General features: G+C 40.4%; 21 protein-coding genes. 15 read left to right on the plus strand and 6 right to left on the minus strand.

The window, feature by feature from the left end; all coding sequences use genetic code 11:
• Position 1 precedes the first annotated feature (1 nt).
• From rng to tldD, 4 genes are read left to right on the plus strand one after another with little or no spacing between them, the layout of a single operon-like run.
• Positions 2-1474: a ribonuclease G gene (gene rng, locus ACNSN2_RS01020; RefSeq protein ID WP_418608200.1), complete on the plus strand. Its 1473-nt coding sequence runs from the start codon at positions 2-4 to the stop codon at positions 1472-1474.
• A complete protein-coding gene (locus ACNSN2_RS01025) occupies positions 1474-5322 on the plus strand; it encodes a YhdP family protein (protein ID WP_418608202.1) in 3849 nt (1282 codons plus the stop codon). Before rng ends, ACNSN2_RS01025 begins: the two co-directional genes overlap by 1 nt.
• The gene (locus ACNSN2_RS01030) at positions 5319-6158 is read left to right on the plus strand and encodes a carbon-nitrogen hydrolase family protein (protein ID WP_054202527.1); all 840 of its coding nucleotides are present in this window, start codon (positions 5319-5321) and stop codon (positions 6156-6158) included. Before ACNSN2_RS01025 ends, ACNSN2_RS01030 begins: the two co-directional genes overlap by 4 nt.
• Positions 6155-7594 (plus strand): metalloprotease TldD, encoded by a 1440-nt coding sequence (gene tldD / locus ACNSN2_RS01035; RefSeq protein WP_055012250.1) that lies wholly within the window; start codon positions 6155-6157, stop codon positions 7592-7594. Before ACNSN2_RS01030 ends, tldD begins: the two co-directional genes overlap by 4 nt.
• 79 nt (positions 7595-7673) lie before the next feature.
• Here tldD and ACNSN2_RS01040 read toward each other — a convergent pair whose 3' ends face one another.
• The gene (locus ACNSN2_RS01040; RefSeq protein ID WP_075170523.1) at positions 7674-8564 is read right to left on the minus strand and encodes a LysR family transcriptional regulator; all 891 of its coding nucleotides are present in this window, start codon (positions 8562-8564) and stop codon (positions 7674-7676) included.
• A gap of 115 nt (positions 8565-8679) precedes the next feature.
• Between ACNSN2_RS01040 and ACNSN2_RS01045 the strand changes: the two genes are divergently transcribed.
• From ACNSN2_RS01045 to ACNSN2_RS01070, 6 genes are all read left to right on the plus strand, one after another.
• The gene (locus ACNSN2_RS01045) at positions 8680-9084 is read left to right on the plus strand and encodes a lactoylglutathione lyase (protein ID WP_010390477.1); all 405 of its coding nucleotides are present in this window, start codon (positions 8680-8682) and stop codon (positions 9082-9084) included.
• A gap of 39 nt (positions 9085-9123) precedes the next feature.
• Positions 9124-10224: an alkene reductase gene (locus ACNSN2_RS01050; RefSeq protein WP_418608206.1), complete on the plus strand. Its 1101-nt coding sequence runs from the start codon at positions 9124-9126 to the stop codon at positions 10222-10224.
• Positions 10225-10255: 31 nt separating this feature from the next.
• Positions 10256-10795: a YbhB/YbcL family Raf kinase inhibitor-like protein gene (locus tag ACNSN2_RS01055; RefSeq protein ID WP_010390480.1), complete on the plus strand. Its 540-nt coding sequence runs from the start codon at positions 10256-10258 to the stop codon at positions 10793-10795.
• A 48-nt stretch (positions 10796-10843) separates the two neighbouring features.
• Complete coding sequence (locus ACNSN2_RS01060; protein WP_418609026.1) at positions 10844-11746, plus strand: polysaccharide deacetylase family protein; 903 nt, start codon at positions 10844-10846, stop codon at positions 11744-11746.
• A gap of 197 nt (positions 11747-11943) precedes the next feature.
• A complete protein-coding gene (locus ACNSN2_RS01065; protein WP_418608208.1) occupies positions 11944-12513 on the plus strand; it encodes a DUF2799 domain-containing protein in 570 nt (189 codons plus the stop codon).
• A 30-nt stretch (positions 12514-12543) separates the two neighbouring features.
• Positions 12544-12792 carry a hypothetical protein gene (locus ACNSN2_RS01070; RefSeq protein ID WP_010390486.1) on the plus strand — a complete coding sequence of 83 codons (249 nt, stop codon included), beginning with the start codon at positions 12544-12546 and terminating at the stop codon, positions 12790-12792.
• A gap of 46 nt (positions 12793-12838) precedes the next feature.
• Here ACNSN2_RS01070 and ACNSN2_RS01075 read toward each other — a convergent pair whose 3' ends face one another.
• From ACNSN2_RS01075 to ACNSN2_RS01090, 4 genes are read right to left on the minus strand one after another with little or no spacing between them, the layout of a single operon-like run.
• Positions 12839-13339 carry a DUF3299 domain-containing protein gene (locus ACNSN2_RS01075; protein WP_008468279.1) on the minus strand — a complete coding sequence of 167 codons (501 nt, stop codon included), beginning with the start codon at positions 13337-13339 and terminating at the stop codon, positions 12839-12841.
• A 14-nt stretch (positions 13340-13353) separates the two neighbouring features.
• Positions 13354-14601: an ABC transporter permease gene (locus ACNSN2_RS01080; protein ID WP_418608211.1), complete on the minus strand. Its 1248-nt coding sequence runs from the start codon at positions 14599-14601 to the stop codon at positions 13354-13356.
• Positions 14598-15284: an ABC transporter ATP-binding protein gene (locus ACNSN2_RS01085; protein ID WP_418608213.1), complete on the minus strand. Its 687-nt coding sequence runs from the start codon at positions 15282-15284 to the stop codon at positions 14598-14600. Before ACNSN2_RS01085 ends, ACNSN2_RS01080 begins: the two co-directional genes overlap by 4 nt.
• A 6-nt stretch (positions 15285-15290) precedes the next feature.
• Positions 15291-16325, minus strand: a complete 1035-nt coding sequence (locus ACNSN2_RS01090; RefSeq protein ID WP_418608215.1) for a CDP-glycerol glycerophosphotransferase family protein — start codon at positions 16323-16325, stop codon at positions 15291-15293.
• A gap of 217 nt (positions 16326-16542) precedes the next feature.
• On the opposite strand from ACNSN2_RS01090, the gene ACNSN2_RS01095 reads away from it, so the two are divergent.
• The 5 genes from ACNSN2_RS01095 (at position 16543) to ACNSN2_RS01115 (ending at position 21993) form a co-directional block, all read left to right on the plus strand.
• A complete protein-coding gene (locus tag ACNSN2_RS01095) occupies positions 16543-17646 on the plus strand; it encodes a phosphoribosylaminoimidazolesuccinocarboxamide synthase (protein ID WP_418608217.1) in 1104 nt (367 codons plus the stop codon).
• Between the two features lie 137 nt (positions 17647-17783).
• A complete protein-coding gene (locus ACNSN2_RS01100; protein WP_418608219.1) occupies positions 17784-18449 on the plus strand; it encodes a methylamine utilization protein in 666 nt (221 codons plus the stop codon).
• Positions 18439-20754 (plus strand): EAL domain-containing protein, encoded by a 2316-nt coding sequence (locus ACNSN2_RS01105; protein ID WP_418608221.1) that lies wholly within the window; start codon positions 18439-18441, stop codon positions 20752-20754. The genes ACNSN2_RS01100 and ACNSN2_RS01105 overlap by 11 nt, the downstream gene beginning before the upstream one ends.
• Positions 20755-20767: 13 nt before the next feature.
• Complete coding sequence (locus ACNSN2_RS01110) at positions 20768-21574, plus strand: DUF3034 family protein (RefSeq protein WP_418609027.1); 807 nt, start codon at positions 20768-20770, stop codon at positions 21572-21574.
• Complete coding sequence (locus tag ACNSN2_RS01115) at positions 21574-21993, plus strand: group I truncated hemoglobin (protein WP_054202515.1); 420 nt, start codon at positions 21574-21576, stop codon at positions 21991-21993. The genes ACNSN2_RS01110 and ACNSN2_RS01115 overlap by 1 nt, the downstream gene beginning before the upstream one ends.
• 41 nt (positions 21994-22034) lie before the next feature.
• Here the strand turns inward: ACNSN2_RS01115 and ACNSN2_RS01120 are convergent, their stop codons facing one another.
• The gene (locus ACNSN2_RS01120) at positions 22035-22778 is read right to left on the minus strand and encodes a glycosyltransferase family 25 protein (protein ID WP_418608223.1); all 744 of its coding nucleotides are present in this window, start codon (positions 22776-22778) and stop codon (positions 22035-22037) included.
• Positions 22779-22834: the final 56 nt, after the last annotated feature.

Here is a 22834-nt window from a genome sequence, read left to right on the forward strand (position 1 = left end):
CATGAGTACAGAACTACTGATCAATGTCACGCCAAGTGAAAGTCGCGTTGCCCTAATCGAAAACGGTGTATTACAAGAAATTCAGCTAGAGCGTATTGGTAATTTAGGCATAGTAGGCAATATTTACTTAGGTAAAATAAGTCGCGTGCTACCTGGAATGCAAGCCGCTTTTGTTGATATAGGCTTAGAGAAAGCCGCCTTTTTGCACGCTTCAGATATCGTCAATAGTGCTTCTATTGTTGAAGGTGTTGACGACGAGCCAATTAAAAAAGTCCAAGATATTCGTGAGCTTGTTCGCCAAGGTCAGTACATTATGGTGCAAGTGGTTAAAGATCCATTAGGCAGTAAAGGTGCTCGCTTAACCACTGATATTACTATACCGTCACGCTATTTAGTATTTATGCCAGATGCGACGCATGTTGGTGTGAGTCAACGTATCGAAACGGAAGAGGAACGCGCTAGGCTTAAAAAAATTGTTGCTGAATATGGTGATGAAAACGGTAGCTTTATTGTTAGAACTGCCGCAGAAGGCGCAAGTGAAGTAGAGCTTCGCCACGATGCTGCGTTTTTAAAAAAACTGTGGGATAAAATAGTTTCTAAGCGCCGTAAAACTAGCAAAGCGAGTATTCTGCATGAAGATCTCACGCTGGCTTTTAGAACGTTACGTGATTACGTGGGCGAAGATATGGAGCGCATTCGTGTTGACTCTAAGCTTACCTATCAAGAGCTTAAGCTGTTTACTGAAGAATTTGTGCCGTTATTATCACAAGTACTTGAGTATTACCCGGGCGAGCGACCCATTTTTGACTTATTTGATGTAGAAAGTGAAATTCAAAAGGCATTGCATCGTAAGGTGACTTTAAAGTCTGGCGGGTATCTGATCATAGATCAAACAGAAGCAATGACCACGGTTGATGTTAATACCGGTGCATTTGTTGGTCACCGTAACCTTGAAGAAACTATTTTTAATACCAATGTTGAAGCAACCTCAGCTATTGCTCGTCAACTAAGGCTGCGCAATTTGGGCGGTATTATTATTATCGACTTTATTGATATGGTGAGCGATGAGCACAAACGCCGGGTAATGCACTCATTAGAGTCTGCGCTCGCTAAAGATCGTGCTAAAGCCAATATTAATGGTTTATCAGCATTAGGGCTGGTTGAAATGACCCGCAAGCGAACTCGCGAAAGTTTAGAGCATATACTGTGTGATGTATGTCCTGCATGTTCAGGGCGAGGCTCTCAAAAAACGGTTGAGACCGTATGCTATGAAATCCTTCGTGAGATAGTACGTGTGAACCGGGCTTACGATGCGGATAAGTTTGTAGTTTATGCATCTCCTGCAGTATGTGAAGCGCTATTAAATGACGAATATCATAACCTTGCAGAGTTAGAGTTATTTATTGGCAAGCAAGTTAATATCCAAACAGAGAGCTTATACAGCCAAGAGCAGTTTGATGTGGTAATGATGTAATGAAATTTAAAGCGGCCTGTTTCTTTTGTATGCGCAAATTATGGCAAATAAGTGCTGTAATTTTGGTGCTACTGGCCGTCATTGTTTCTATTTTAAAATACACCTTACCCTACGCAAATGACTATAAAGGCGAGATAGAAAATTATCTTGATAGCAAGTTTGATATTAGCCTATCGATAGGCGCTATATCGGCAAGTTGGCAAGGTAATGGCCCTGCCTTAGTGCTCGAAGAATTATCATTTAAAGACAACCAAACCGCCCCTATTTCTTTAACTATTGCGAAAACCAGTTTAGAGCTAAACCTTTGGGAAAGCCTAAAGTCTCTTCAACTTAAGTCGAATTACTTTGTGATCAATGGTTTTCATACCAAGGTTAATGTCGCGAATTTATTTGTAGGTAATCAAGACGATGTGTCATTTGAGCAAAAGGAATTAATAGAAGGGCTGTTTTTAGGTGAAACCGGTCATTTTGCAATAGAAAACTCCAGTATCAATTTTGTTTTAGAAGATAACAAAGAACGTAAACTGTTATTAGAAAACATTGTATGGCAAAACCAAGATAAACAACACCTTGGTAGCGGTAGTCTAGCATTACCGGGTATTTCGGTAGGGAATTTTGATGCGCGTATTGCACTCAAGGGTGAAACCTTAGAGCAAATGGTGGGTGATTTGTATGTGCAGGCTAATCAGGTTGATGTGTCAAATTGGTTAGCGCAATACATTAATACTCAAAAGCAGCATCTACATAGCGATTTAAACTTACAAGCTTGGCTTAGATTAGAGCAAGGCCTAGTGAGTGACGTAAAAGTTCAGTGGTTACCGAGCGCGGTAAATTGGCAGCTCAATGAGCAAACACAAAATGTAAGCCTAAGTGAAGGGGGATTTCATTTATACCCTGAGCAAAATAGCTGGCGATTAAAAAGCACGGGCTTAGCATTTAGTACGGGTGAAACCACTTGGCCAAGCCTTGAATTTGAAGCCTTATTGGGTAAGCAAAATAAAGTATGGCTACAGCAACTTGATTTAGCGCTATTGAGTGATTTAGCTGAGTTGACTAATTTTACCGACTTAGCCCCTTTTTTAGCACGCCAACCTAGCGGACAAATAAAGGCTGCGTACTTTGAGTTTGCCGATACAAAGCAATGGCAATTATGGTTTGATGCTGATGAAATTAGCTGGCAAGAAAAAAACGCCGTACCTGCCGCTCAATCTTTAAGAGTTAATGGGCTGGTTAATCAACAGTATGGTCGCATTGCGATTTTTGGTGAGAACAGCCATTTAATTACAGGCGCTAGCTTTAGTAATAATATTGATTATAACCAATTAAATATTGAGCTAGATTTAGCTAAGCGCTCAGGCGATTGGTACATCAGCAGTGATAACCTTTGGCTTGATAACAATGAGGTGACTTTAAGCGCACAAATGCAGCTGAGTTTGGGTGATACGCCACGCTTAGATTTATATGCTGAAGCGTTTGCACCAGATGCCAGTATTGCCGGTCACTATTTTCCTTTAACGTTAATGAGTCCTGACTTAGTTAGTTATTTAAATGGCGCAATAAAAGCAGGCGAAGTATCAAATACTCAGGTGTTATTTTCTGGCCCACTATCAGGCTTTCCATTTGACGATGGTTCAGGGCAGTTTGATGTAATAGCACAAATAGATAATGCCACCTACCAATTCGATCCCGATTGGCCAGCAGTTACTAATGCCAATGTAAAACTGCATTTTGCTAATGAGCGAATGGATATATATAGTCAGCAAGGCCAGCTGGTAAATCTTGACATTGGCAGCAGTGTGCATGTGAGTATTGATGACTTAATGGGCGATGCGCCGTTGGTGGTTAATATTGATAAGCAAGCTGAGCTTGAAAAAATGCACGATTTTTTTGCCGCTACGCCTTTAGCAAATCCATTAGCTGATATTTTTAATGTTGTGCAAGGGCAGGGGCTGGCAAGTGCAAATATTGAATTGCTAATAGGTTCACAATTTGAGGGGGGAGCCAGCGTCAATGGTAAGGTTAATTTACTCGACTCACCTCTCTACATTTCTGCACCTGGTATTTCTCTTGAGCATTTAAAGGGCGAACTTAGCTTTAATAACCAACAAATAAATCTCACTAATGCAACGGCTACATGGCTGGGTATGCCATTAACTATTAACTACAATAGTGACGCAAACGCAGAGGATTATCTCGCTAATATAAATATAAATGCTCAGCTTGATGCACAAACACTTATAAACCGTGGGCAAGGCATTTTAGATGGTTACTTAAGTGGGCAAAGTGATGTTGATATTGCTTTGGAGCTTAATTTTACCGAGCAAGGGTTTAACTATCGTGCCCAAGTTGAATCGCCACTTATTGGCTTAAGTAGTTCTTTGCCTGGAGCATATACAAAAAGCAGTGAGCAAGCTTGGCCACTGAGTGCAGTTATTCAGGGTGATGATATATCTAACTTGATCACTGCAAACGTTGATCAGCTAGTGTATTTTAATGCCATTCTAGACAATGCTAAATCACAGTTTAACAACGCCCACTTTATAATCGGTAACAAAGATTTAGGGCTTAACGCGCAAGATTTAACGGTAAGTATTAACTTAGCGCAAAGTGAGTTATTACCTTGGATTGATTTAATTGATCAAATTATTAATGCAGCTAAAGCGCAGCCAGAGAGTGCATCGCCAGGTATTATGCCGCCTTTGTATGAGGTTGTTGCGAATATTAACTCTTTTAATGTGAGTGGCATGCAGTTTAATGATTTTGATATGCGTTTATCGCCCTTAAATAATAACTTGCAATTAAGGCTCAATGCTAAAGAATTACGAGCAGAAGTGTTCATTCCCAGCGAGCAATCAAGTCAGCCGATTCGAATAAACAGTGACTATTTAAGGCTTAATTTTTTAGAGGCCGAAACAGAGCAACCAAGCGAAAAATCATCTCCTGAACAACTTGCATGGCTTACAAATTTGCCTGCTATTGAGTTTGAATGTGCCGATTGTAAGGTTAGCCATTATCAGCTAGATAAAGTCAGCGCCTCATTATTAGGTGATGGTAAAAAACTGCTTATTTCTGAGCTAGTAGTTGATAAGGGCGATCATATATTACGTACTAAAGGGCAGTGGCAAAATGGCCTAACAGCAATCAGCGGCGAACTTAAAAGTGATGATATTGGCGCTTTATTTAATGAATTTGATATCACCACTACTATTAAAGACTCAAACGCCAATCTAAATTATCAACTAAATTGGCAAGCGGCGCCTTATAACTTAGACATTGCTAGTTTAGACGGTGAAATTAGTTGGGATTTAGGCGAAGGCCATTTAACTGAAGTCAGTGATGGAGGCGCACGGGTATTTTCATTACTGAGCCTTGATTCATTAGTGCGTAAGCTAAAACTTGATTTTAGAGATGTATTTTCTAAAGGTTTTTTCTATAACAGCATGAAAGGTACGATGCAGATAGATAAGGGCATTGCCTATACCCAAGATACTAAAATGGATGGGGTGCCTGCCGATCTCTCGATTAAAGGGTATGCAAATTTAAATACTCTCGAAATTGACTACGACTTAGCAGTAGCACCGCAAGTAACGTCGAGTATTCCAGTAATTGTGGCTTGGATGGTTAACCCAGTAACGGGGCTTGCAGCTTTAGCAATTGATAAAGTAATTCATTCTGCGCGAGTGATCTCAGAGATCAACTTTAAAGTGACGGGTAAAATGAACGATCCTCAGGTACAAGAGTTAGATCGTAAGAGCCGAGAGGTGACCTTGCCACAAGCAGCACAAAATCAGCCGCGAGCATCCTCAGAGTTAAAACTCAAAGATGCTGAGGTTAGCGCCGCGCAATGAATAAACAACGTATAAACTCATCTCCTGCGATTATCGCATTGCAAATGTGCTCAGGCTTTAACCCTGATGATAACATTGCAGCTTTAAAGCAAGCATTAGCTGAATTACCAAGCACGCGGCCTTTGTTAGTATGTTTACCAGAAGCGTTTTTAGTGTTTAGTAAACACGCTGGTGATACGTTGTTAGTGTCACAGCGTATTGAGCAATATAAACAGCAAATTAGTGAATTGTGTCGTAAACACAATATTTGGTTAAATGCTGGCACCATGCCAGAGCCCTATGACCAACATAAGTATTACGCTGCCTCACACTTGTTTAATAACCAAGGCGATATTGTTGCAAGCTATAACAAAATACATTTATTTGATGTTGAGGTAGATGACCAGACCGGCAGCTACCGAGAGTCCGACTTTACTCAAGCGGGCGATGAGATTGTGGTTGTTGATTCTCCCTTTGGTAAAATTGGTTTAACAGTATGTTATGATTTGCGCTTTGCTGGTTTATTTAATGCCTTAGCTCGTAAAGGCGCAGAAATTATATTAGTACCCAGTGCGTTTACTGTTCCAACAGGTAAAGCGCATTGGCAGCCGCTACTTGCAGCACGTGCCATAGAAACGCAGTGTTATGTTATTGCTGCAGCGCAATATGGAACACATGAAAACGGTAGACAAACTTATGGTCACAGCCTGATGTTATCGCCCTGGGGTGAGACATTAAGTGAAAAACCAACAGGGCTTGGTTTTATTAGTTGTACCGTAGATTTGAACCAGTTACACAAAATTAGACGAGATATGCCGCTGCAATCTCACCAACGATTTAGAGAGCCATTATTATGAATTCGGTTGAACAGCATTTATTACACGACAGCCAGCTAAATCGAGAAGAACTCGAAAAAACATTAGCTTATATTCACCAGCACAAAGTTGATTATGCCGACCTTTATTTTCAATCGAGTCATCATGAGTCTTGGGTGCTAGAAGATGGTTTGGTAAAAGAAGGCTCTTATAACGTTGAACGTGGTGTTGGCGTACGGGCTGTTAGTGGTGAAAAAACTGGTTTTTCGTATTCAGACGCAATTAATTTAGAAGCGCTAAATAAGGCCGCAACTGCTGCACGTAGTATTGCCGATGCAGGTGAAGATAAAGCGGTTAAAGTATTTAGTGACGTGGCTGCTAAAGAGCAGTACGCGCCACATCAACCAATTTCTAGCATGAGCGATACCGATAAAGTTAATTTGTTACGTGAGCTTGAAAACTATATTCGCGAATTAGCCCCAGATGCTGAGCAAGTCATTAGCTCAATGTCTGCGGTATACGAAGAAGTATTAATTGCAGCTAGCGATGGCACCTTTGCTACCGATATTCGCCCACTGATCCGTTTAAACTGCTCTGTATTGCTAGAGAAAAATGGTCGCCGTGAACGTGGTGGTGCTGGTGGCGGTGCGCGCCTAGATTATGGTTATTTTAAAGAGCTGGTTGATGGTAAGCCGCGTTGGATGGGTTTTGCAGAAGAAGCCGTTCGTCAAGCTAAAGTAAACTTAGAAGCTATTGATGCCCCTGCAGGTACTATGGAAGTGGTATTAGGTAATGGCTGGCCAGGTGTGTTGTTACACGAAGCGGTAGGCCATGGCCTCGAGGGTGACTTTAACCGTAAAGGCGCGTCTGCGTTTAGCGGTAAAGTAGGGCAAAAAGTTGCTTCAGAGCTATGTACTGTGGTTGATGATGGTACTATGGCTGATCGTCGTGGTTCACTTAATGTGGATGACGAAGGTACGCCTGCAGCCTATAACGTACTTATCGAAAACGGTATTTTAAAAGGCTATATGCAAGATAAAATGAACGCGCGTTTGATGGGGGTAAACCCAACAGGTAACGCACGTCGTGAGTCATACGCGCATTTACCAATGCCACGTATGACCAACACTTACATGTTAGGTGGAGAGCACAGCCAAGCTGATATTATCAGCACGGTTAAAAAAGGCGTGTTTGCCCCTAATTTTGGTGGCGGTCAAGTGGATATCACCTCAGGTAAGTTTGTGTTTAGTGCCTCAGAAGCTTACTTAATTGAAAATGGTAAAATTACTCAGCCAATTAAAGGGGCAACATTAATTGGTAATGGCCCTGAGGTTATGCAACAAATCTCTATGGTAGGTAATGATTTAGCGCTTGATAAAGGCGTCGGTGTTTGTGGTAAAGACGGTCAAAGTGTACCAGTAGGCGTTGGCCAGCCAAGCCTGAAAATAGATAACCTAACAGTAGGTGGCACGGCTTAATTTTTATAACTGCCAAACGTTATAAATAAAACCTTGGAAGTGCAAACTCTCAAGGTTTTATTTTGTTGGCTGTTTATTGTTAAATTTGCTGCTGAAAAAAATCCATAAATGCGGCAACTTGTCGTGGCTGAAATTGCCTTGAGGGGTAAAGAAACTGTAAGCCAACTTGCTGTTTATCTTTATTACTAAAACCGAGAATATAGTCATCAAGTAGCGTCACTAAACTACCCTTAGTCAGATCATCATTAATATCTACCATTGATTTTAGAGCAATACCTGCACCGTTAATTGCCCACTGTCTGATCACTGCACCATCACTGCTACTCATAGCTACAGGTACGCGAATTACCTCGTCTTTAAAATGCCAATCATGCATCGATTGACCAAGTCTCTCCATTACTAAGCAGCGATGATTTAATAAATCGCTTGGTTGTAAAGGTTGGCCATGTATCTTTAAATATTCAGCTGAAGCACATAACACACGTTTATTGGCTTTGATCATTCGGCTAATCAAATTACTATCGGGTAAGTTTCCAAAGCGAATAGCAATATCAATGCCTTCTTCAACTAGATTAACTAAGCCATCGGTTAAATGTAGGTGTGGTTTTACTTGTGGATTCAGTGCTACAAATTTAGCTATTGCAGGGGCAACAAACTGTTTACCAAAGTCAGAGGGTGCGGTTACTTTGAGACTACCCGAAAGAGTATTTTTACTAAGCTGAATACTTTGCTCTGCGGCATCAATTTCAGCAATCACTCTTAAACAGCCTTGAAAAAAGTGCTCTCCAGCCTCGGTTAATTTAATACTTCGAGTATTACGTATTAAGAGTCGGGTTTGATAGTGATTTTCAAGCTGGTTGATACGTGCCGTCATACTCGCAGGCGATAAACCAATTTTTCGCCCAGCTGCAGCAAGCCCGCCAGAGCGCACCACATGAACAAAAAGCTGCATATCATCAATCTTAGCCATCGTTCCTCACTTTTTATAATTCAGTAATAATGAATAGTGTTTTTGATATTAACTCAATTATCAAATTTAAGTAAATAGTTAAACTGGTTGTACTCATTATCAACAGAGAAAGTTTATGCGTTTAGATCATGTATTAATTTCTAGTTGTGATTACCAGGCGATGCGACAGTTCTTTATAAATTCAGTTGGGCTAGTTGAAGGGTATCGTCCGCCTTTCCCTTTCGAGGGGGCATGGTTATACGGCAGTGATAATGTTGCTTTGATTCATTTGGTTAATGCCACGGGTAATAAAGCGCAACAGGGGTACTTATCAGCATTAAACAGCAAAACCCAAGGCCGAGGAGTGGTAGATCACATTGCCATTCGTAGCATAGGTTATCAAGGATTGAAAAGTCGCTTAGCGCAAACAGGTATAAGCTACTTTGAGCGAACCGTGCCAGAGCTGTTAGAGCAGCAAGTCTTTATACCTGGACCAGAAGAGATAAAGGTCGAAATGCTATTTAGTAGTGATGAAATTTAATTTAAATCCAGATAAACATTATTTATAAGAGAGTTAGTTATGTCTATAGAATCCTTATTTGAAGCTAAAACCCTCGGTGGCATGGTTACGCAAAATAGAATTGTGATGGCACCTATGACCCGTTCGCGAACTGCGCAACCGGGCGATATTCCTACTGAACTGATGGCCACTTATTATGCGCAGCGTGCTACTGCAGGACTGATTATTTCTGAAGCAACACAAATTTCTGCTCAGGGCAAAGGTTACTCATTTACGCCAGGTATTTACACGCAAGAACAAATCGAAGGTTGGAAGCAAGTAACACAAGCTGTGCATAAAGAAGGCGGTAAAATATTTTTACAACTTTGGCACGTTGGTAGAATGTCGCACTCTTCATTTCATCATGATGGAACGCCAGTTGCCCCATCTGCACTTGCTCCAGATGCACAAGTTTGGGTGGTGGGCGATGATGGAGAAGGACGGATGCTTGACTGCCCAACCCCACGAGCACTAAGTGTTAAAGAAATTAAAGAAATAGTAAATGATTATAAGCAAGCGGCAATTAACGCGATTGAGGCTGGTTTCGATGGCGTTGAAATACATGGAGGTAACGGGTATTTAATTGATCAGTTTTTAAGACGTTCAGCGAATAAGCGCACAGATGAATATGGCGGTAGCCAAGAAAACCGTATTCGTTTTGCCTGTGAAATTATTGGCGCAATTAGTAATGCCATTGGAGCTCATAAAGTGGGTATTAGATTAGCGCCTTTTATCACTCAGCGTGGTATGGGTGATAGTGAAGCAATTGACACTATTTTATTGGCAGCAAAGCAATTTGAGCAAATTGGTATTGCGTATATTCATCTTGCCGAAGCGGACTGGGACGATGCACCTACCGTAACACCAGAGTTTAGAGTCGCACTTCGTCAGTATTTTAGTGGCGCGATTATTGTTGCCGGTAATTATACCGAGCATTCAGGTGCGCAGCTTATTGAACAAGGTCTTGTTGATTACATTGCATTCGGTCGTCGTTTTATTGCCAACCCAGACTTACCGTATCGTATTCAAGAGCAACTGCCACTAAACACGATTACCGATGGGAGTACATTGTTTGGCGGTACAGCCAAAGGTTATACCGATTACCCAGCGTATCAAAAGTAACTTTTTTTAACTGAAAATATAAGGGCTAAAAATGGTTAATTTTTCAAACTCAGTCGTTACTTTACTGATCAGCGGGCTGTTTAGTAGTGCCAGTTTTGCGGCTGAATTTAGTTTATCGAGCCCTGATTTACAGCCAGGGCAGGCAATAAAGAGTGAGCAATACTGGAATAGCTTTGGTTGTCAGGGGAGTAATGTTAGGCCACAACTTAAATGGCAAAATGCGCCTAAGAAAGCCAAAAGCTTTGCCGTGACAGTGTATGACAATGACGCACCAACTGGCAGTGGTTTTTGGCACTGGGTAGTACATGATATTCCTCTTACTAGTAACTCACTATCTTCAACGACTTTGCCCAAAGGAGCCATTGAAGGTAATACAGATATGGGGAAGCCCGGATACCTTGGGCCATGTCCACCAGAAGGACGCAAGCATAGCTACACCTATAAAGTGTATGCATTGGATGTAGAAAAATTAGCTGTTCCACAAGGGGCAACAAGTGCACTTACAGGGTTTTTCTTACACCAACACTCTTTGCAAACAGCCGAGATCACAGTAACGGCAGGACCGCGTTAATTAGCTTAGGAGATAAAAATGAAGGCTTTACCTTTACTCATTCTTTTAATGGCACTGTGCAGCAGTAAGCTATTAAATGCAGCCCCACTACCTGAGAAATCAGGTTATTGGCCTGATGATGCACAATTAGTGATTTCTATTTCAATGCAATTTGAAGCAACAGCACAAGATAGCTCTGATGCAGGACCGTTTCCTCAAATAGAGCAGGGTTATCACGATACTATTTCGCCTACTTGGTATCAGTATGGGATGAATGAAGGGATCCCGCGATTACTTGATCTATGGGATAAACATAATATTAAAGTTACCTCTCATATGGTGGGCAGGGCTGTGGAATTAAATCCAGCACTTGCTAAAGAAGTGGTTTCGCGAGGGCATGAAGCATCGGGTCACGGCCAAACATGGACACCACAATATTCGATGAGTGTTGAACAAGAGCGCGCTTCATATATTAAAAGTGCAGATATTATCGAAAAAGTGACAGGCATGCGGCCGGTTGGCTTTAATGCATTTTGGATGAGACACTCAAAAAATACACTTACGCTTTTGCAAGAGCTGGGGTTTATTTATCATATTGATGATCTATCGCGTGATGAGCCTTCTTTTACACCAGTAAATAATAAGCCTTTTGTGGTTGTACCTTATACTTTTCGTAATAACGACATTGTGCGCTATTCAGGAAGCACAGCTATGACGGCTCGAGCCTACTTGCAAGAGTTAAAGGATGAGTTTGACGTGTTATACGCTGAAGGAAAACACAGAAGACGAATGATGTCGATAAGTGCTCATGACCGTATTGCAGGAACGCCTGCACGGGTAAAAGCGCTTGATGATTTTATCCAGTATGCAAAACAGCATACTGGTGTTAAGTTCATGCGAAAAGATAACATAGCCAGTTGGATAATGAAGCAAAATAATGTGCCTACTAATCCGGCTCAGACGGCTAGGTAAAGGAAACATCTATGAGGCAGCTTTTTAATACCATAAGTATGCCTCGTGTGATTTTTAGAGGTGAAGGAGTTAAGTTGTTGTCGTAAATTTTAAACTTCAACGGAATTAGAATAGCTTGTTACATTTTTACTATTCACTTTAAACGAATATCTCTTAAAATAGGTACTTGAATAGTCTATAACACTTTAGGAAATAGCATGTTTAGCCGATGTATGTTCATTTTATTTGTACTATCTCTATCAGGATGCTCTTCTTTGTCTCAGGATGAATGTATACAGGCCAATTGGACAAACCTAGGCTTTAGTCATGGCGAGCAAGGGTATACATTTGAACATGGCAGAGAAATTATATCCGCTTGTAGTGAGTTTGGTATCACTGCAAAACTAGATGATTATAAGGTTGGTTACAAGCAGGGGCTCGCAGCCTTTTGTGAGCCTGAAAATGGCTTTACCCTGGGCTTACGAGGGGATGCGTATAACGGGATTTGTAATGACACACAGTTTAGAAAAGCATGGCAAGAGGGTAACGAGCGTTATCAATTTGAAGTAAGGAAAGCCGAGATAGATGATCGACTTAATAATATTAATTGGCGGTTGCAATCTATTAGTAATGAATTAGCGAGTGATAAACCGTCAAGTAGCCAAAGTAAAGAGTTACGCCGAGAAAGAGAACAGTTAGAGAGAGAGCGTCGTGATTTAAGAAAAGAAAAAGCACTTTTACCATTACTCAACAAGTTTCCTTCATGGCATTTTGAGTATGAACTATAATTTATAACATATCCTTTTACGGTGATTAATATGAAAGTAATATCAATTTTAATAACATTTCTGATCCTCAGTGGGTGTGCGTCAAAAGAAATGCCAGACGGTTATGGAAATGAAGTATTTGCGGAGCATGAGTGCTTAGGTGGTGAAGTTGAAACAGACTATAGCTACACAATTTTTAGCTCTGACGAAGATGAAAGCAATAAGAGTACGGTGAAGTCGACTTGTCATCCAGTGAAAACTCAGTCTGAACTTGAGCGAGATATAAGGACGGGTGGTTGATAGAACAAAATAAAACCCACTTTAAAAGTGGGTTTTATTTTAAGAATTAAAGCTCAAAGGGAGCAACACCAACAGCTTGCATTTGATAACCCACTTGGGCTATTTCGCCAGACCAAGTTTGCGTCTTAATAACGCCCGTTACAACAATTGCATCATATAAGCTATCGATAGGCACACCGCCTTTAATAGTTACATGAACCAGCTGGTTTGGCGGTGGGGGTGGCACATGAATACAGGCACCAAAGTAAGGGACTAATAAAAACTCGGTAATAAGTTCGCTGTCACCTTCAAGTGGCACAACAAACCCAGGTAAGCTAACAGACTGCCCATCAAGTGCTTTAACAACCGGCGCGTCCAAATCAGGTTGCACCCAGTTTTGCTCACTGCCTTCGTGATTAGCTTGTGCTTGGGTATCTATTTGCACATGCCCTTGTGGGATCAAGTCTTCCCAAAAAATTTCCTTCGGGGGATTTGCAATGCTAGCAAAGCTAATTAGCACTGCACTTAATAGCATTAAAGAGTGTGTAGTTACTTTAAACAACGTCATGATCATCCTAAAGTTTATATTTTTATACTCATACCATCACTAAGAGAATAAAAGTAAGCGCGTGTAGCGGGGATCAAGCCAATAATGAATCCCGCAGCCATAATAACGCCAATCAAAGTGAGTTCATAGTCAGAGAGCATACTGATATTAATGCTCACTCCTGCTTGGCTTTGTAAGTAACCCGCGGTTGTGCCCATAAGCGCATAAAATAGAGTACAGCCTACTAAGCAACCTAAAAAGGTAGTGAGCAGTGATTCTATACTGATCAGTGAAAATAATTGCCAAGGGCGGGCGCCCACAGAACGTAATATTGCCAGTTCTCTACGGCGTTGATTAAGGTTAGCCAGCAGTGTGGTTAACATGCCGAGCAAGCTAATAATGACCACCACAAATGAAAATAGAAATAGGATCTTTTCTATTATTGCCAGCATTTCCCAAAGCTCTTTTAGTGTGACTGTAGGCATAATCGCTAATAAAGGCTCTGGCTTAAATTGGTTTATGTTACGCATAATTTGTAGCGTATAAAGCGGTGAGTCGAAGCCCATTAAAAAGGCGGTAATTTGTTTTGGATGGCCAACTAGTGCGTGACTCGAGTGGTCATGATGATCGTCATGATCATGATGGCCGCCACCATGAATCAATTCAATTGCCGCCAGCGGCACATGCAATGTTTTATCAACAGGGGTGCCAGTAGGCTTTAAAATACCAACAACTTTGAAGGGGTTATCGTCATGATGATGAAAGCTAGTATTGCCCATACCATGAGAAATCACAATTTCATCACCAATTTTATAGGCCAGTTTACTTGCAACCTCACTCCCTATAACAACTTCATTGATGCTAGAAAAAGCCTGTCCTTGTGTAAATGCTAAGGGCTGTTTTTTAGCAAATCGATAGTGCTTAAAATAATCAAGTGTGGTGCCTAAAACTGCTTGGCCCTTATGGCTATCACCAAGGCTGATAGGAATGCTCCATTTAACCCCGCGTTGTTTTGTTATGTATTGATAGCTTTGCCAGCTCACCCCATTATTAGTGTGGCCAATTCTAAACACCGAGGAGAGTAGTAATTGAATATCGCCAGTACGTGCGCCAACAATTAAATCGGTACCCGAAATGGTATTACTAAAACTACTTTTAGCATCTATGCGAACGCGCTCAATACTGAGTAATAACATGACGCTAATCGCAATAGTGAGCAATGTCAGTAATACACTGGCACGTCTATTTAGCAAACTTTTATAGGCAAGTTTAAATAAAATCATACATCACCTTGTAAATTTACTAAGTCGATTGTGCGGCTAAAGAGTGGCTTTAATGTTTCATCGTGACTGACAAAAACAAGCGTGCTGTTACTTTTTTTTGCTTGTTCAAATAGCAGCTTAATAAAGCTTTCACGATTTTGCGTATCAAGTGCTGAAGTAGGCTCATCGGCAATGATAAGTTCAGGACTGCCTATAAATGCACGTGCTGCAGCAACTCGCTGTTGCTGCCCAATACTTAAAGTGGCAACATTTTGATTATGAAGGTGCGGCTCTAACCCAAGTGCGTTGAGAAGTCGGGCAGCTTCTTTGGTTAAACTCTCAATTTGGTTGAGCACGTGTTGCTGACGCTTTTTCGAAAATTGGCACCCTAAACATACATTTTCTAATGGGGTTAAATAAGGTAGTAAATTAAAGTTTTGGAAAATATAGCCAATATGATCCGCTCTAAATGCATCGCGCTGTGCATTGGTAAGCGCACTTAGATTTTGGTTCAAAACACAAAGTTGGCCGCTAGTGGTTACATTAATGCCTGCCAGTAGTGCCAGTAAGGTAGATTTACCACTGCCGCTTGGCCCATGTAAAAAAACATGTTCACCTTCATCAATGGCGAGTTGCTCAATAGTGAGAGTGGGGCTGGCTGATTTTTTATGCCATTTAAAAGATACATTCTCAAGGTTGATCATAACGTCTTACCAACTCCAATAGTTAAGTCTTTTGCGCATTTTAAATTGTCTAATAAGATTAAGTGGTTTAGCTTTGAGCTTTTCATCACTATGCAACAGTTCATTGGTTGCGCAAAGTACTCGTTGGCTTGACTTGCCATCTGTGTATGGGTGTAATTCTTGGCAAAAAGCTTCAATATTATCCACCAGTTCTTTTGGGTAAGTTAGTGCATAGTCTATTGCGGCTTCAACGTTATTTTTATCTGTAATATCAAGTAAGTGTTTTTCAGGTGCTTTATTACAAAACGTTACAACCGGTTTTCGTTTTACTAAAAACATCAGTAGTATGGATGAAGTATCGCACAGCATTACATCAGCAGATTGTAATAAAGGAATAACATTGTCTGTTTCAACAAAGGTTAGATTATCATTACTTAACGCTTGGTATTTATTAACCCACTCTTGCGGCATTTTCGGATGAAACTGAACTAATAGTCGCCATTTACCGCTTTCACTAAAGTGTTTTATTTGTTCATAAAGTTTAGGTGCAAGAGATAAGCGTTTTGAAAATGTAGAGCAGATCAATACCGTTGGGCGAGAGTCTGTTTCATCGATATGGCTAGGCTTTGAGTTACCGTTAAAGAATTGATCTAGGGGAGGCCAACCTGTTTCTACTACCTTAAAATAGCCCAGTTTTTTTTGTAACGCCGTAAACGGAGCCGTCGTATTTGGGCCTTGCGTACAATATAAATCAAAACATCCCCGAACTTTAAAGTGATCGTTTTGGCCTTTTTTATTTAGTTTTCCTGCATCAAAGCCGTGAAAAACAGCTACTTTCTTTCCTGGGAAAAATGTAGGGATAGAGTTCGCTGGTGCAAAGGTTGCGTCAGGCGCCCATTGGTTTATCTCATGAATAGAATTTAGTGTTTTTTCATCACTTTTCAAAAAGTCAGGGTTAACATTATCACCCTCTAAGAACCATTTAACTTCCCCTCCTTGAGCTAATATTTCTGCTTGCAATGGCCTTAAAATAGCATAGGAATAATTTTGAGAAATATACATTAGATATTTCTTATTCTTAGTGGCAGTTAAATAGTTCAAGCTAGCTCCTTAGGGCAAGTAATCATGCAAGTTTACCCCAATGCGTCAGCTAGATAAATATTCTGAGATGATTTGTTTTTAGCCTAAGATTGAGCTTTGTGGTTGCCTAGATTATTATAGAGCGCCTAACCCCAATTCCATACTTTGCTCTTTGAGCATGCCAAACCCCGGAGATAGCATGACTAGCTATAAAGTTTTAGACGTAAACGATGACTTACCCATTCGTACTAAAGGTAAAGTACACAGTGGCAAAGTGCGTTCAGTTTATTGGTTAACTGATGCAGATAGCAAACGCTTAATAAATGAAAAAGGCTATAACGTTCCTGCCGATACTGAATTAGCCATTATGGTTATTTCAGACAGAATTTCTGCTTTTGATTGCATATGGCAAGGTGAAAATGGCCTAAATGGCGTTCCTGGTAAAGGGATTGCATTAAACTCAGTGGCTGCTCATTGGTTTAACATGTTTAATGAAGCCGGTTTGGCGGGTAATCATATTGTTGATATTCCTCATCCATACGTATGGATTGTTCGTAAAGCCAGTACAGTTAAAGTTGAAGCGATTGCTCGTCAATATATTACCGGCAGTATGTGGCGCGACTACGCCAAAGGCGAAAGACACTTTTGTGGTTTGCAACTTCCAGAAGACTTAAAAGCGAATCAAAAGCTTGAGCAAGTACTTATAACTCCTTCTACTAAAGGTATTATAGAAGGGGTTGCCGATATTCCTGCCGTTGATGATGTAAACATCACTCGTGAAAATATTACAAACAACTTAGATGTCTTTAATTTTAAATCGACTGACGATGTCACCAAATACGAAAAATTATTGGTAGAAGGATTCGAGTTAATCAGTGGTGAGTTAGCTAAGCTAGGGCAAATTTTCGTCGATACTAAATTTGAATTTGGTTACGTAGAAGATTTAAATGGTGTGCAGCAACTTATTTATATTGATGAAGTAGGGACACCAGATTCATCGCGTATTTGGGATGAAGTATCTTATAAGAATGGCAAAATTGTTGAAAACTCAAAGGAAGGCTTCCGTCAGCTGTTAATTAATAATGTTCCAGAGAGTGATGTGTTATTAAATAAAGACCGTATGGCTGAGCGTGAGCAGCTAGCAAAAGATTATATTTTACCTGAGTCAGTAATGCTTGAAGTGTCTGACACTTATGTGGGTATCGCTAGCAAAATTATCGGTAAAGAGATCGTTATACCCAATGATCCGCGCCAAGAAGTGATTGCAATTTTAGATACTGACTACGGGTTAATCGTTAATTAGCGAAGTAAGTAGACAGGCATAGCAATGCTCATTTTTACTAGTAAAAAAGTATTTATTTTAACTAACTGAGCTATAATTCTTGCAATTAGTGCTCGTCTCTAATTAACTTAACCTATAGTGAATATTTAGGTGTGATTATGTTAGAGCGGGCAATGCAAGTTATTGCAAAACGTCGTTATTTATTAGTACTGGGTGCATTGTTTAGTGTGTCGGCCTTTGGCAATACTATTAATTTGGTTATTAAAGATCAGCATGACCAAGTATTGCCTAATGCTGTCGTAGAAATAAATCATTCACCTTCCTCAAAAACTACGGGCAATTTACCCACGGCGGTAATGGATCAAGTTGATAAACAGTTTTCACCACAGCTACTTATTGTGCATCAAGGTCAGTACGTTAACTTTCCAAATAGCGATAATATTCGCCACCATGTATATTCTTTTTCAAAAGCAAAGCCCTTTCAATTAAAGCTCTATTCTGGTCAGCCAGAAGATCCCATTAAGTTTGATAATCAAGGGGTTGTTGTTCTAGGCTGCAATATCCACGATTCTATGGTGGGCTATATTTATGTCGCTAATAGTAATCATGTGTATACCAGCAACGAGCAAGGCCAAATAAAGCTACAAGTTGACTCTTTTCCTGTGCAAGCCAGTGTCTGGCATTCACTGCAAACAGCGACTTTGGATAATAAAAAAATGTTTGATATAAAATCAACCAGCCCGGTATCAATCACTATAAATACGTCTACGCCTGCACCACGTAACACCTTTGGCAGTCAATTTAGGGAAGGTAATGGGCAATAATTTACGTAGCCGTATAACAACGCTATGCGTTGGCTTGGTGTTACTTACAACTTTACTCAGCTTAGTGAGTTTTTGGTGGTCTACGAGTAAGTTTCAGGCAGAAAAAGTACAGCAAAATATAACGGTTGCGCAAAGCGTTTATAAGCAATATTTAAAATCAAAAGAGAGCTTGCTATTAACTGCTGCAAAGGTGTTAACCGCTGATTTTGGTTTTAAGCAGGCAGTTGCTACTCGCGATGCAGCCACCATTAGTAGTGTATTATACAATCATAGCCAACGGATCAATGCCGATTTAATGCTGTTGCTCGATTTATCGGGGCGGTTAGTGTCTGCTAATGTAAATGCACAAAATTTTGCAGATAACCTACAGCCCTTGATGGATGAATTATTAAATAATTCTGAACAATCGAGCTTTGTAGTGTTAAATAATCAGCTCTATCAAGTAATATTATTGCCAGTTAAAACCCCTAGAACTATCGCTTACAGTTTAGTCGGGTTCAAAATCACATCGGCTGTGACTACTGAGCTGAAAAGCTTAACCGGTATGGAGGTTAGCTTTGTTGCGCAATTAGATAGTTTTGCAGCAAGCTCGTTTGCACCTCAACCTGAAAAATTTCAACCTATAGAGTACTTTGAAAATAAAACTACAGCTCGTTTTTTTGCTGAATATTTGGCCTATGAAAATCAACAAATAGCTTTACCATCTTTGCAATCACACCCGGTCACCTTACTACTAAGTGCTGATTTAACCTCAAGTTATCGAGATATTGAGCAACTATTGCTAACGCTAGTTACATTGGCCGTGTTAACCATGTTATTTGGTGTGATCACCAGTAGTTTGCTTGCCAATAACTTAACCAGCGGACTTACACAGTTAGCGGTTATCGCAAGGCAATTTGCCAAAGGTGACTACCGTTTTAAATTTGAAGGTAAAAAACAAAGCAGCGAAATAGCAACGCTAGTCAGCGCCTTTAATAACATGGGTAATGATATTAATAAGCGTGAGCAGCAAATCAGTTTTCAAGCACATCACGATACCTTAACAGGGTTTTATAACCGTTCAGCTATGTTAGATTTATTGGCAAAGCAGCTCACTAAAGATAGATGCTACACGCTTGTTGCTATTGATATAAAAGGCTTAAGACACATAAACGACAAGCTTGGTCCGCAAGTAGGAGATGAGTGTTTAATTGCGGTGGCAAACCGTATTCGTCAATTCTCTGATGAGCTTGGTGGATTTCATGCACGAATTGGCGGTGATGAGTTTTTAACGGTTTACCCCAGTGTGGAGGCTGACCAAATAAAATGTGCTGTAGCCGATTTGATTGAGCAATTACAGGCACCTTATCAGATTAAAAGCTTAAAAATAAGTTTGCGTTTTAACGCTGGGATTGTGCAGTACCCTGGACAAGGCGTTAAAGCGGACGATTTAATGCGGCGTGTACTCATTGCTGTTGATGCGGCTACAACAAGCCAACAAAGCTTACATTACTACCAAGATGGTGAAGATGAGGCGCACTTAGACCGTTTAATCATGCTTGATGAGCTCAAACAAGCGATTGATGATGATAACGGGCAACTGTTTATGACTTATCAGCCTAAGTTGAATATTAAAAGTCAGAAAATTGATAAGGTTGAGTCACTTATTCGTTGGCAACGTGATGATGGGAGCTGGGTTTCGCCTGAAGTGTTCATTGATTTAGCTGAGCAGTCAGGATTAATTGTGGAACTAACTGCCTGGGTTGTCGATACAGTTATTGCGCAAATAGCCGATTGGTATAAAAAAGGGATTCACTTACAGGCAGCCATTAATGTGTCAGCCCAAGATATTGCGCATGCGGGATTTCATAATTTGTTAGTCGCGACCTTAAAGAAATATCATGTAAGCCCAAGTTCTGTCACTATTGAGTTGACGGAGCGCGATATGATCGAAAATGAAGCTCAAGGTATCAAAGCGTTAGAGAACTTAAAAACTATCGGTGTTAAAATATCACTAGACGATTACGGTGTCGGGCAAACATCATTGGGGCGATTAAAAATGTTACCTATTGATGAGCTTAAGCTAGATAAATGCTTTATTTTAACTTTGCATGAGTCACAAAAAGATCAATACATAGTGCGCTCGTCAATCACACTTGGACACCAACTTGGGTTTTCAGTGGTGGCCGAGGGCGTAGAAACGGCAGCGTCTTTATCATTGCTTCATGAAATGCAATGCGATCATGCACAAGGTTACTACTTGAGTCGTCCTTTAAAAGCACAACAACTAGAACAATGGTTAGAGGAATATCAGGGTGTACATTAAATTTTTACTGAGCATGACACTCTTACTTTGCAGTACGCTAACTGTAGCTGCAACGGGAAAACTATTAGCAACACCGGGCGTGTCTCAAGTTGAAGGCAGTGCAGGAGGAGGGTTAGTTCCTTGGGCGCAGCTAGCGGGTTATGCTAGTGAGGACGAATGGGCTGTTAATGGCTTTTGTAGTCGTGCTGATGTAACAGATTACCGCCTAGATGCCTGTGGTGTGCAGCTTAACCTATTTAATCGTGTTGAACTGAGTTATGCAGTGCAGCAGTTTGATGTGCCTGCGCTCAATACAGAAATAGAGCAGTCAATTTCTGGGGCAAAAATTCGTTTATATGGTGATATAGTATACAGTAAGTGGCCCCAGCTAAGCATGGGTGTACAGCATAAATCACTGGATGATGGCACAGTTGCAAAGTTGGTTGGCGCAAAAAATACCAGTGGTACAGATGTGTACCTAGCAGCCAGTAAATTACATTTGGGCGCACTTGCTGGGTACAACTGGTTTTGGAATGTGACCACCCGTTACAGTAAAGCCAATCAGTTAGGGCTTTTAGGATATGGAGGGGCTAATGAAGATAGCCATATTTTACTAGAAGCAAGTAGTGCGGTGTTTGTAAGTCGTGAACTTGCTATTGGCATTGAGTATCGACAAAAAGCCAATAACCTAGGTTTAGGCGAACAAGATTGGCGCGATTTATTTATAGCGTGGATGCCTAATAAACACGTCAGTGTAACGGCGGCCTATTTAGACTTAGGGCGGATTGCTGGTGTTGACAAACAAACCGGCTGGTATTTATCGGTTACGGGGTATTGGTAATGAAACTGAGTGTATTTATTTTTTGTTGTTTAAGCTTACTTTCAGGGTGTACAACACAACCTAACACTTCTCTGTATCACCAACTTGGCGAGCGAGCTGGGCTTGAAAAGTTAACTGACAGTTTTATTGCCCAAATAGGCAATGATAAACAAGTGTTTCATTACTTTGAACACAGTAATATTAGCCATTTTCGACAAGGGTTTATTAGTCATTTATGTTCGCTGGTTGAGGGTCCTTGTGAATACAAAGGCGACTCGATGGTTGCGATTCATACAGGTATGAATATAAATGAAAAAGACTTCAATCACGTTGTCGATTTATTAATAAATGCAATGAACGAGCAAAATATCCCACATACAGTGCAAAATGAAATTTTAGCTAAAATGGCGCCACTGCGTGGCGAAATTATTAAGATTTAATTTTTATAATCAAATGCATACATGTAAAAATATGCTGGGTATTACTCACTTGTAATTTTGGCAAGATCCGCAGTTTTATATCGTCTTTGCATATGAATACTCGATCTATGAATTAAATTTCTGATAAATGTACTGCGGTTGGAATGAGAGCCTGCATTAGCGCTTGTTATTTCACTAATAAAGCTTCGATCTTCGGCAACAGGATAGGGTTTTATGCCTATCATATTTAGGCCTACTTCAGTGTGAAACTGCATATCGACATCCACCGGTCTAAAAAACGGTTTTCTTTGCAGTAGTTTTTTAGCGCCGCTTAGTGAAATGATGTAGCCTTGAGTGCCGTTTGGTGCTTTTTTATAGTTGCCAACTGTTAGGTTATTTTCTAATAGCGTACTGTCAATAAATGGAAAGTTTCGATTATCAGATAACTTGATTAAATCCCAATTTTTTAATTTAAGCGCCGCATCAACAACATCTTTAAGTGAAGCTTCAATGAAAAGGTCATCCTCTAATACAACACAATAAGCGATATTTTCATCGACCATTTTTTGCCAAAGGCGCATATGGCTTACATAGCAACCAATTTCACCTGCAGATAGGTTGCGATTGTAACTTTTTTTATTTTTTTTCGGGCAATACCACTTGAGGATTTCTTGTTCACTAAGGTTTTTGCCAATGGTCGCTTCAAAACGTTCAGCATTTAAGTGTAGACTGGTAAGTCGCTTTAGGGTTGTTTCCCAACGGTCTTCGCAGCCTTGCATATTGATAATGTAAAAAGGGATTGGCATAATTTTATTTTATTTAGAAACCTCAAAGCAGCTATTTTAGCATTATTATAATTTGT

Source organism: Pseudoalteromonas sp. US3C1013 (genome assembly GCF_048401115.1).
Lineage (GTDB): Bacteria > Pseudomonadota > Gammaproteobacteria > Enterobacterales > Alteromonadaceae > Pseudoalteromonas > Pseudoalteromonas undina.

Coding starts and splice junctions, on each gene's coding strand:
- ACNSN2_RS01080 (WP_418608211.1), bottom strand. CDS start 14,601: ATGATTTTATTTAAACTTGCCTATAAAAGTTTGCTAAATAGACGTGCC.
- ACNSN2_RS01050 (WP_418608206.1), top strand. CDS start 9,124: ATGTCTATAGAATCCTTATTTGAAGCTAAAACCCTCGGTGGCATGGTT.
- ACNSN2_RS01030 (WP_054202527.1), top strand. CDS start 5,319: ATGAATAAACAACGTATAAACTCATCTCCTGCGATTATCGCATTGCAA.
- ACNSN2_RS01065 (WP_418608208.1), top strand. CDS start 11,944: ATGTTTAGCCGATGTATGTTCATTTTATTTGTACTATCTCTATCAGGA.
- ACNSN2_RS01115 (WP_054202515.1), top strand. CDS start 21,574: ATGAAACTGAGTGTATTTATTTTTTGTTGTTTAAGCTTACTTTCAGGG.
- ACNSN2_RS01045 (WP_010390477.1), top strand. CDS start 8,680: ATGCGTTTAGATCATGTATTAATTTCTAGTTGTGATTACCAGGCGATG.
- ACNSN2_RS01105 (WP_418608221.1), top strand. CDS start 18,439: ATGGGCAATAATTTACGTAGCCGTATAACAACGCTATGCGTTGGCTTG.
- ACNSN2_RS01100 (WP_418608219.1), top strand. CDS start 17,784: ATGTTAGAGCGGGCAATGCAAGTTATTGCAAAACGTCGTTATTTATTA.
- ACNSN2_RS01055 (WP_010390480.1), top strand. CDS start 10,256: ATGGTTAATTTTTCAAACTCAGTCGTTACTTTACTGATCAGCGGGCTG.
- ACNSN2_RS01060 (WP_418609026.1), top strand. CDS start 10,844: ATGGCACTGTGCAGCAGTAAGCTATTAAATGCAGCCCCACTACCTGAG.
- ACNSN2_RS01070 (WP_010390486.1), top strand. CDS start 12,544: ATGAAAGTAATATCAATTTTAATAACATTTCTGATCCTCAGTGGGTGT.
- ACNSN2_RS01095 (WP_418608217.1), top strand. CDS start 16,543: ATGACTAGCTATAAAGTTTTAGACGTAAACGATGACTTACCCATTCGT.
- ACNSN2_RS01110 (WP_418609027.1), top strand. CDS start 20,768: ATGACACTCTTACTTTGCAGTACGCTAACTGTAGCTGCAACGGGAAAA.
- ACNSN2_RS01120 (WP_418608223.1), bottom strand. CDS start 22,778: ATGCCAATCCCTTTTTACATTATCAATATGCAAGGCTGCGAAGACCGT.
- rng (WP_418608200.1), top strand. CDS start 2: ATGAGTACAGAACTACTGATCAATGTCACGCCAAGTGAAAGTCGCGTT.
- ACNSN2_RS01090 (WP_418608215.1), bottom strand. CDS start 16,325: ATGTATATTTCTCAAAATTATTCCTATGCTATTTTAAGGCCATTGCAA.
- ACNSN2_RS01085 (WP_418608213.1), bottom strand. CDS start 15,284: ATGATCAACCTTGAGAATGTATCTTTTAAATGGCATAAAAAATCAGCC.
- tldD (WP_055012250.1), top strand. CDS start 6,155: ATGAATTCGGTTGAACAGCATTTATTACACGACAGCCAGCTAAATCGA.
- ACNSN2_RS01040 (WP_075170523.1), bottom strand. CDS start 8,564: ATGGCTAAGATTGATGATATGCAGCTTTTTGTTCATGTGGTGCGCTCT.
- ACNSN2_RS01025 (WP_418608202.1), top strand. CDS start 1,474: ATGAAATTTAAAGCGGCCTGTTTCTTTTGTATGCGCAAATTATGGCAA.
- ACNSN2_RS01075 (WP_008468279.1), bottom strand. CDS start 13,339: ATGACGTTGTTTAAAGTAACTACACACTCTTTAATGCTATTAAGTGCA.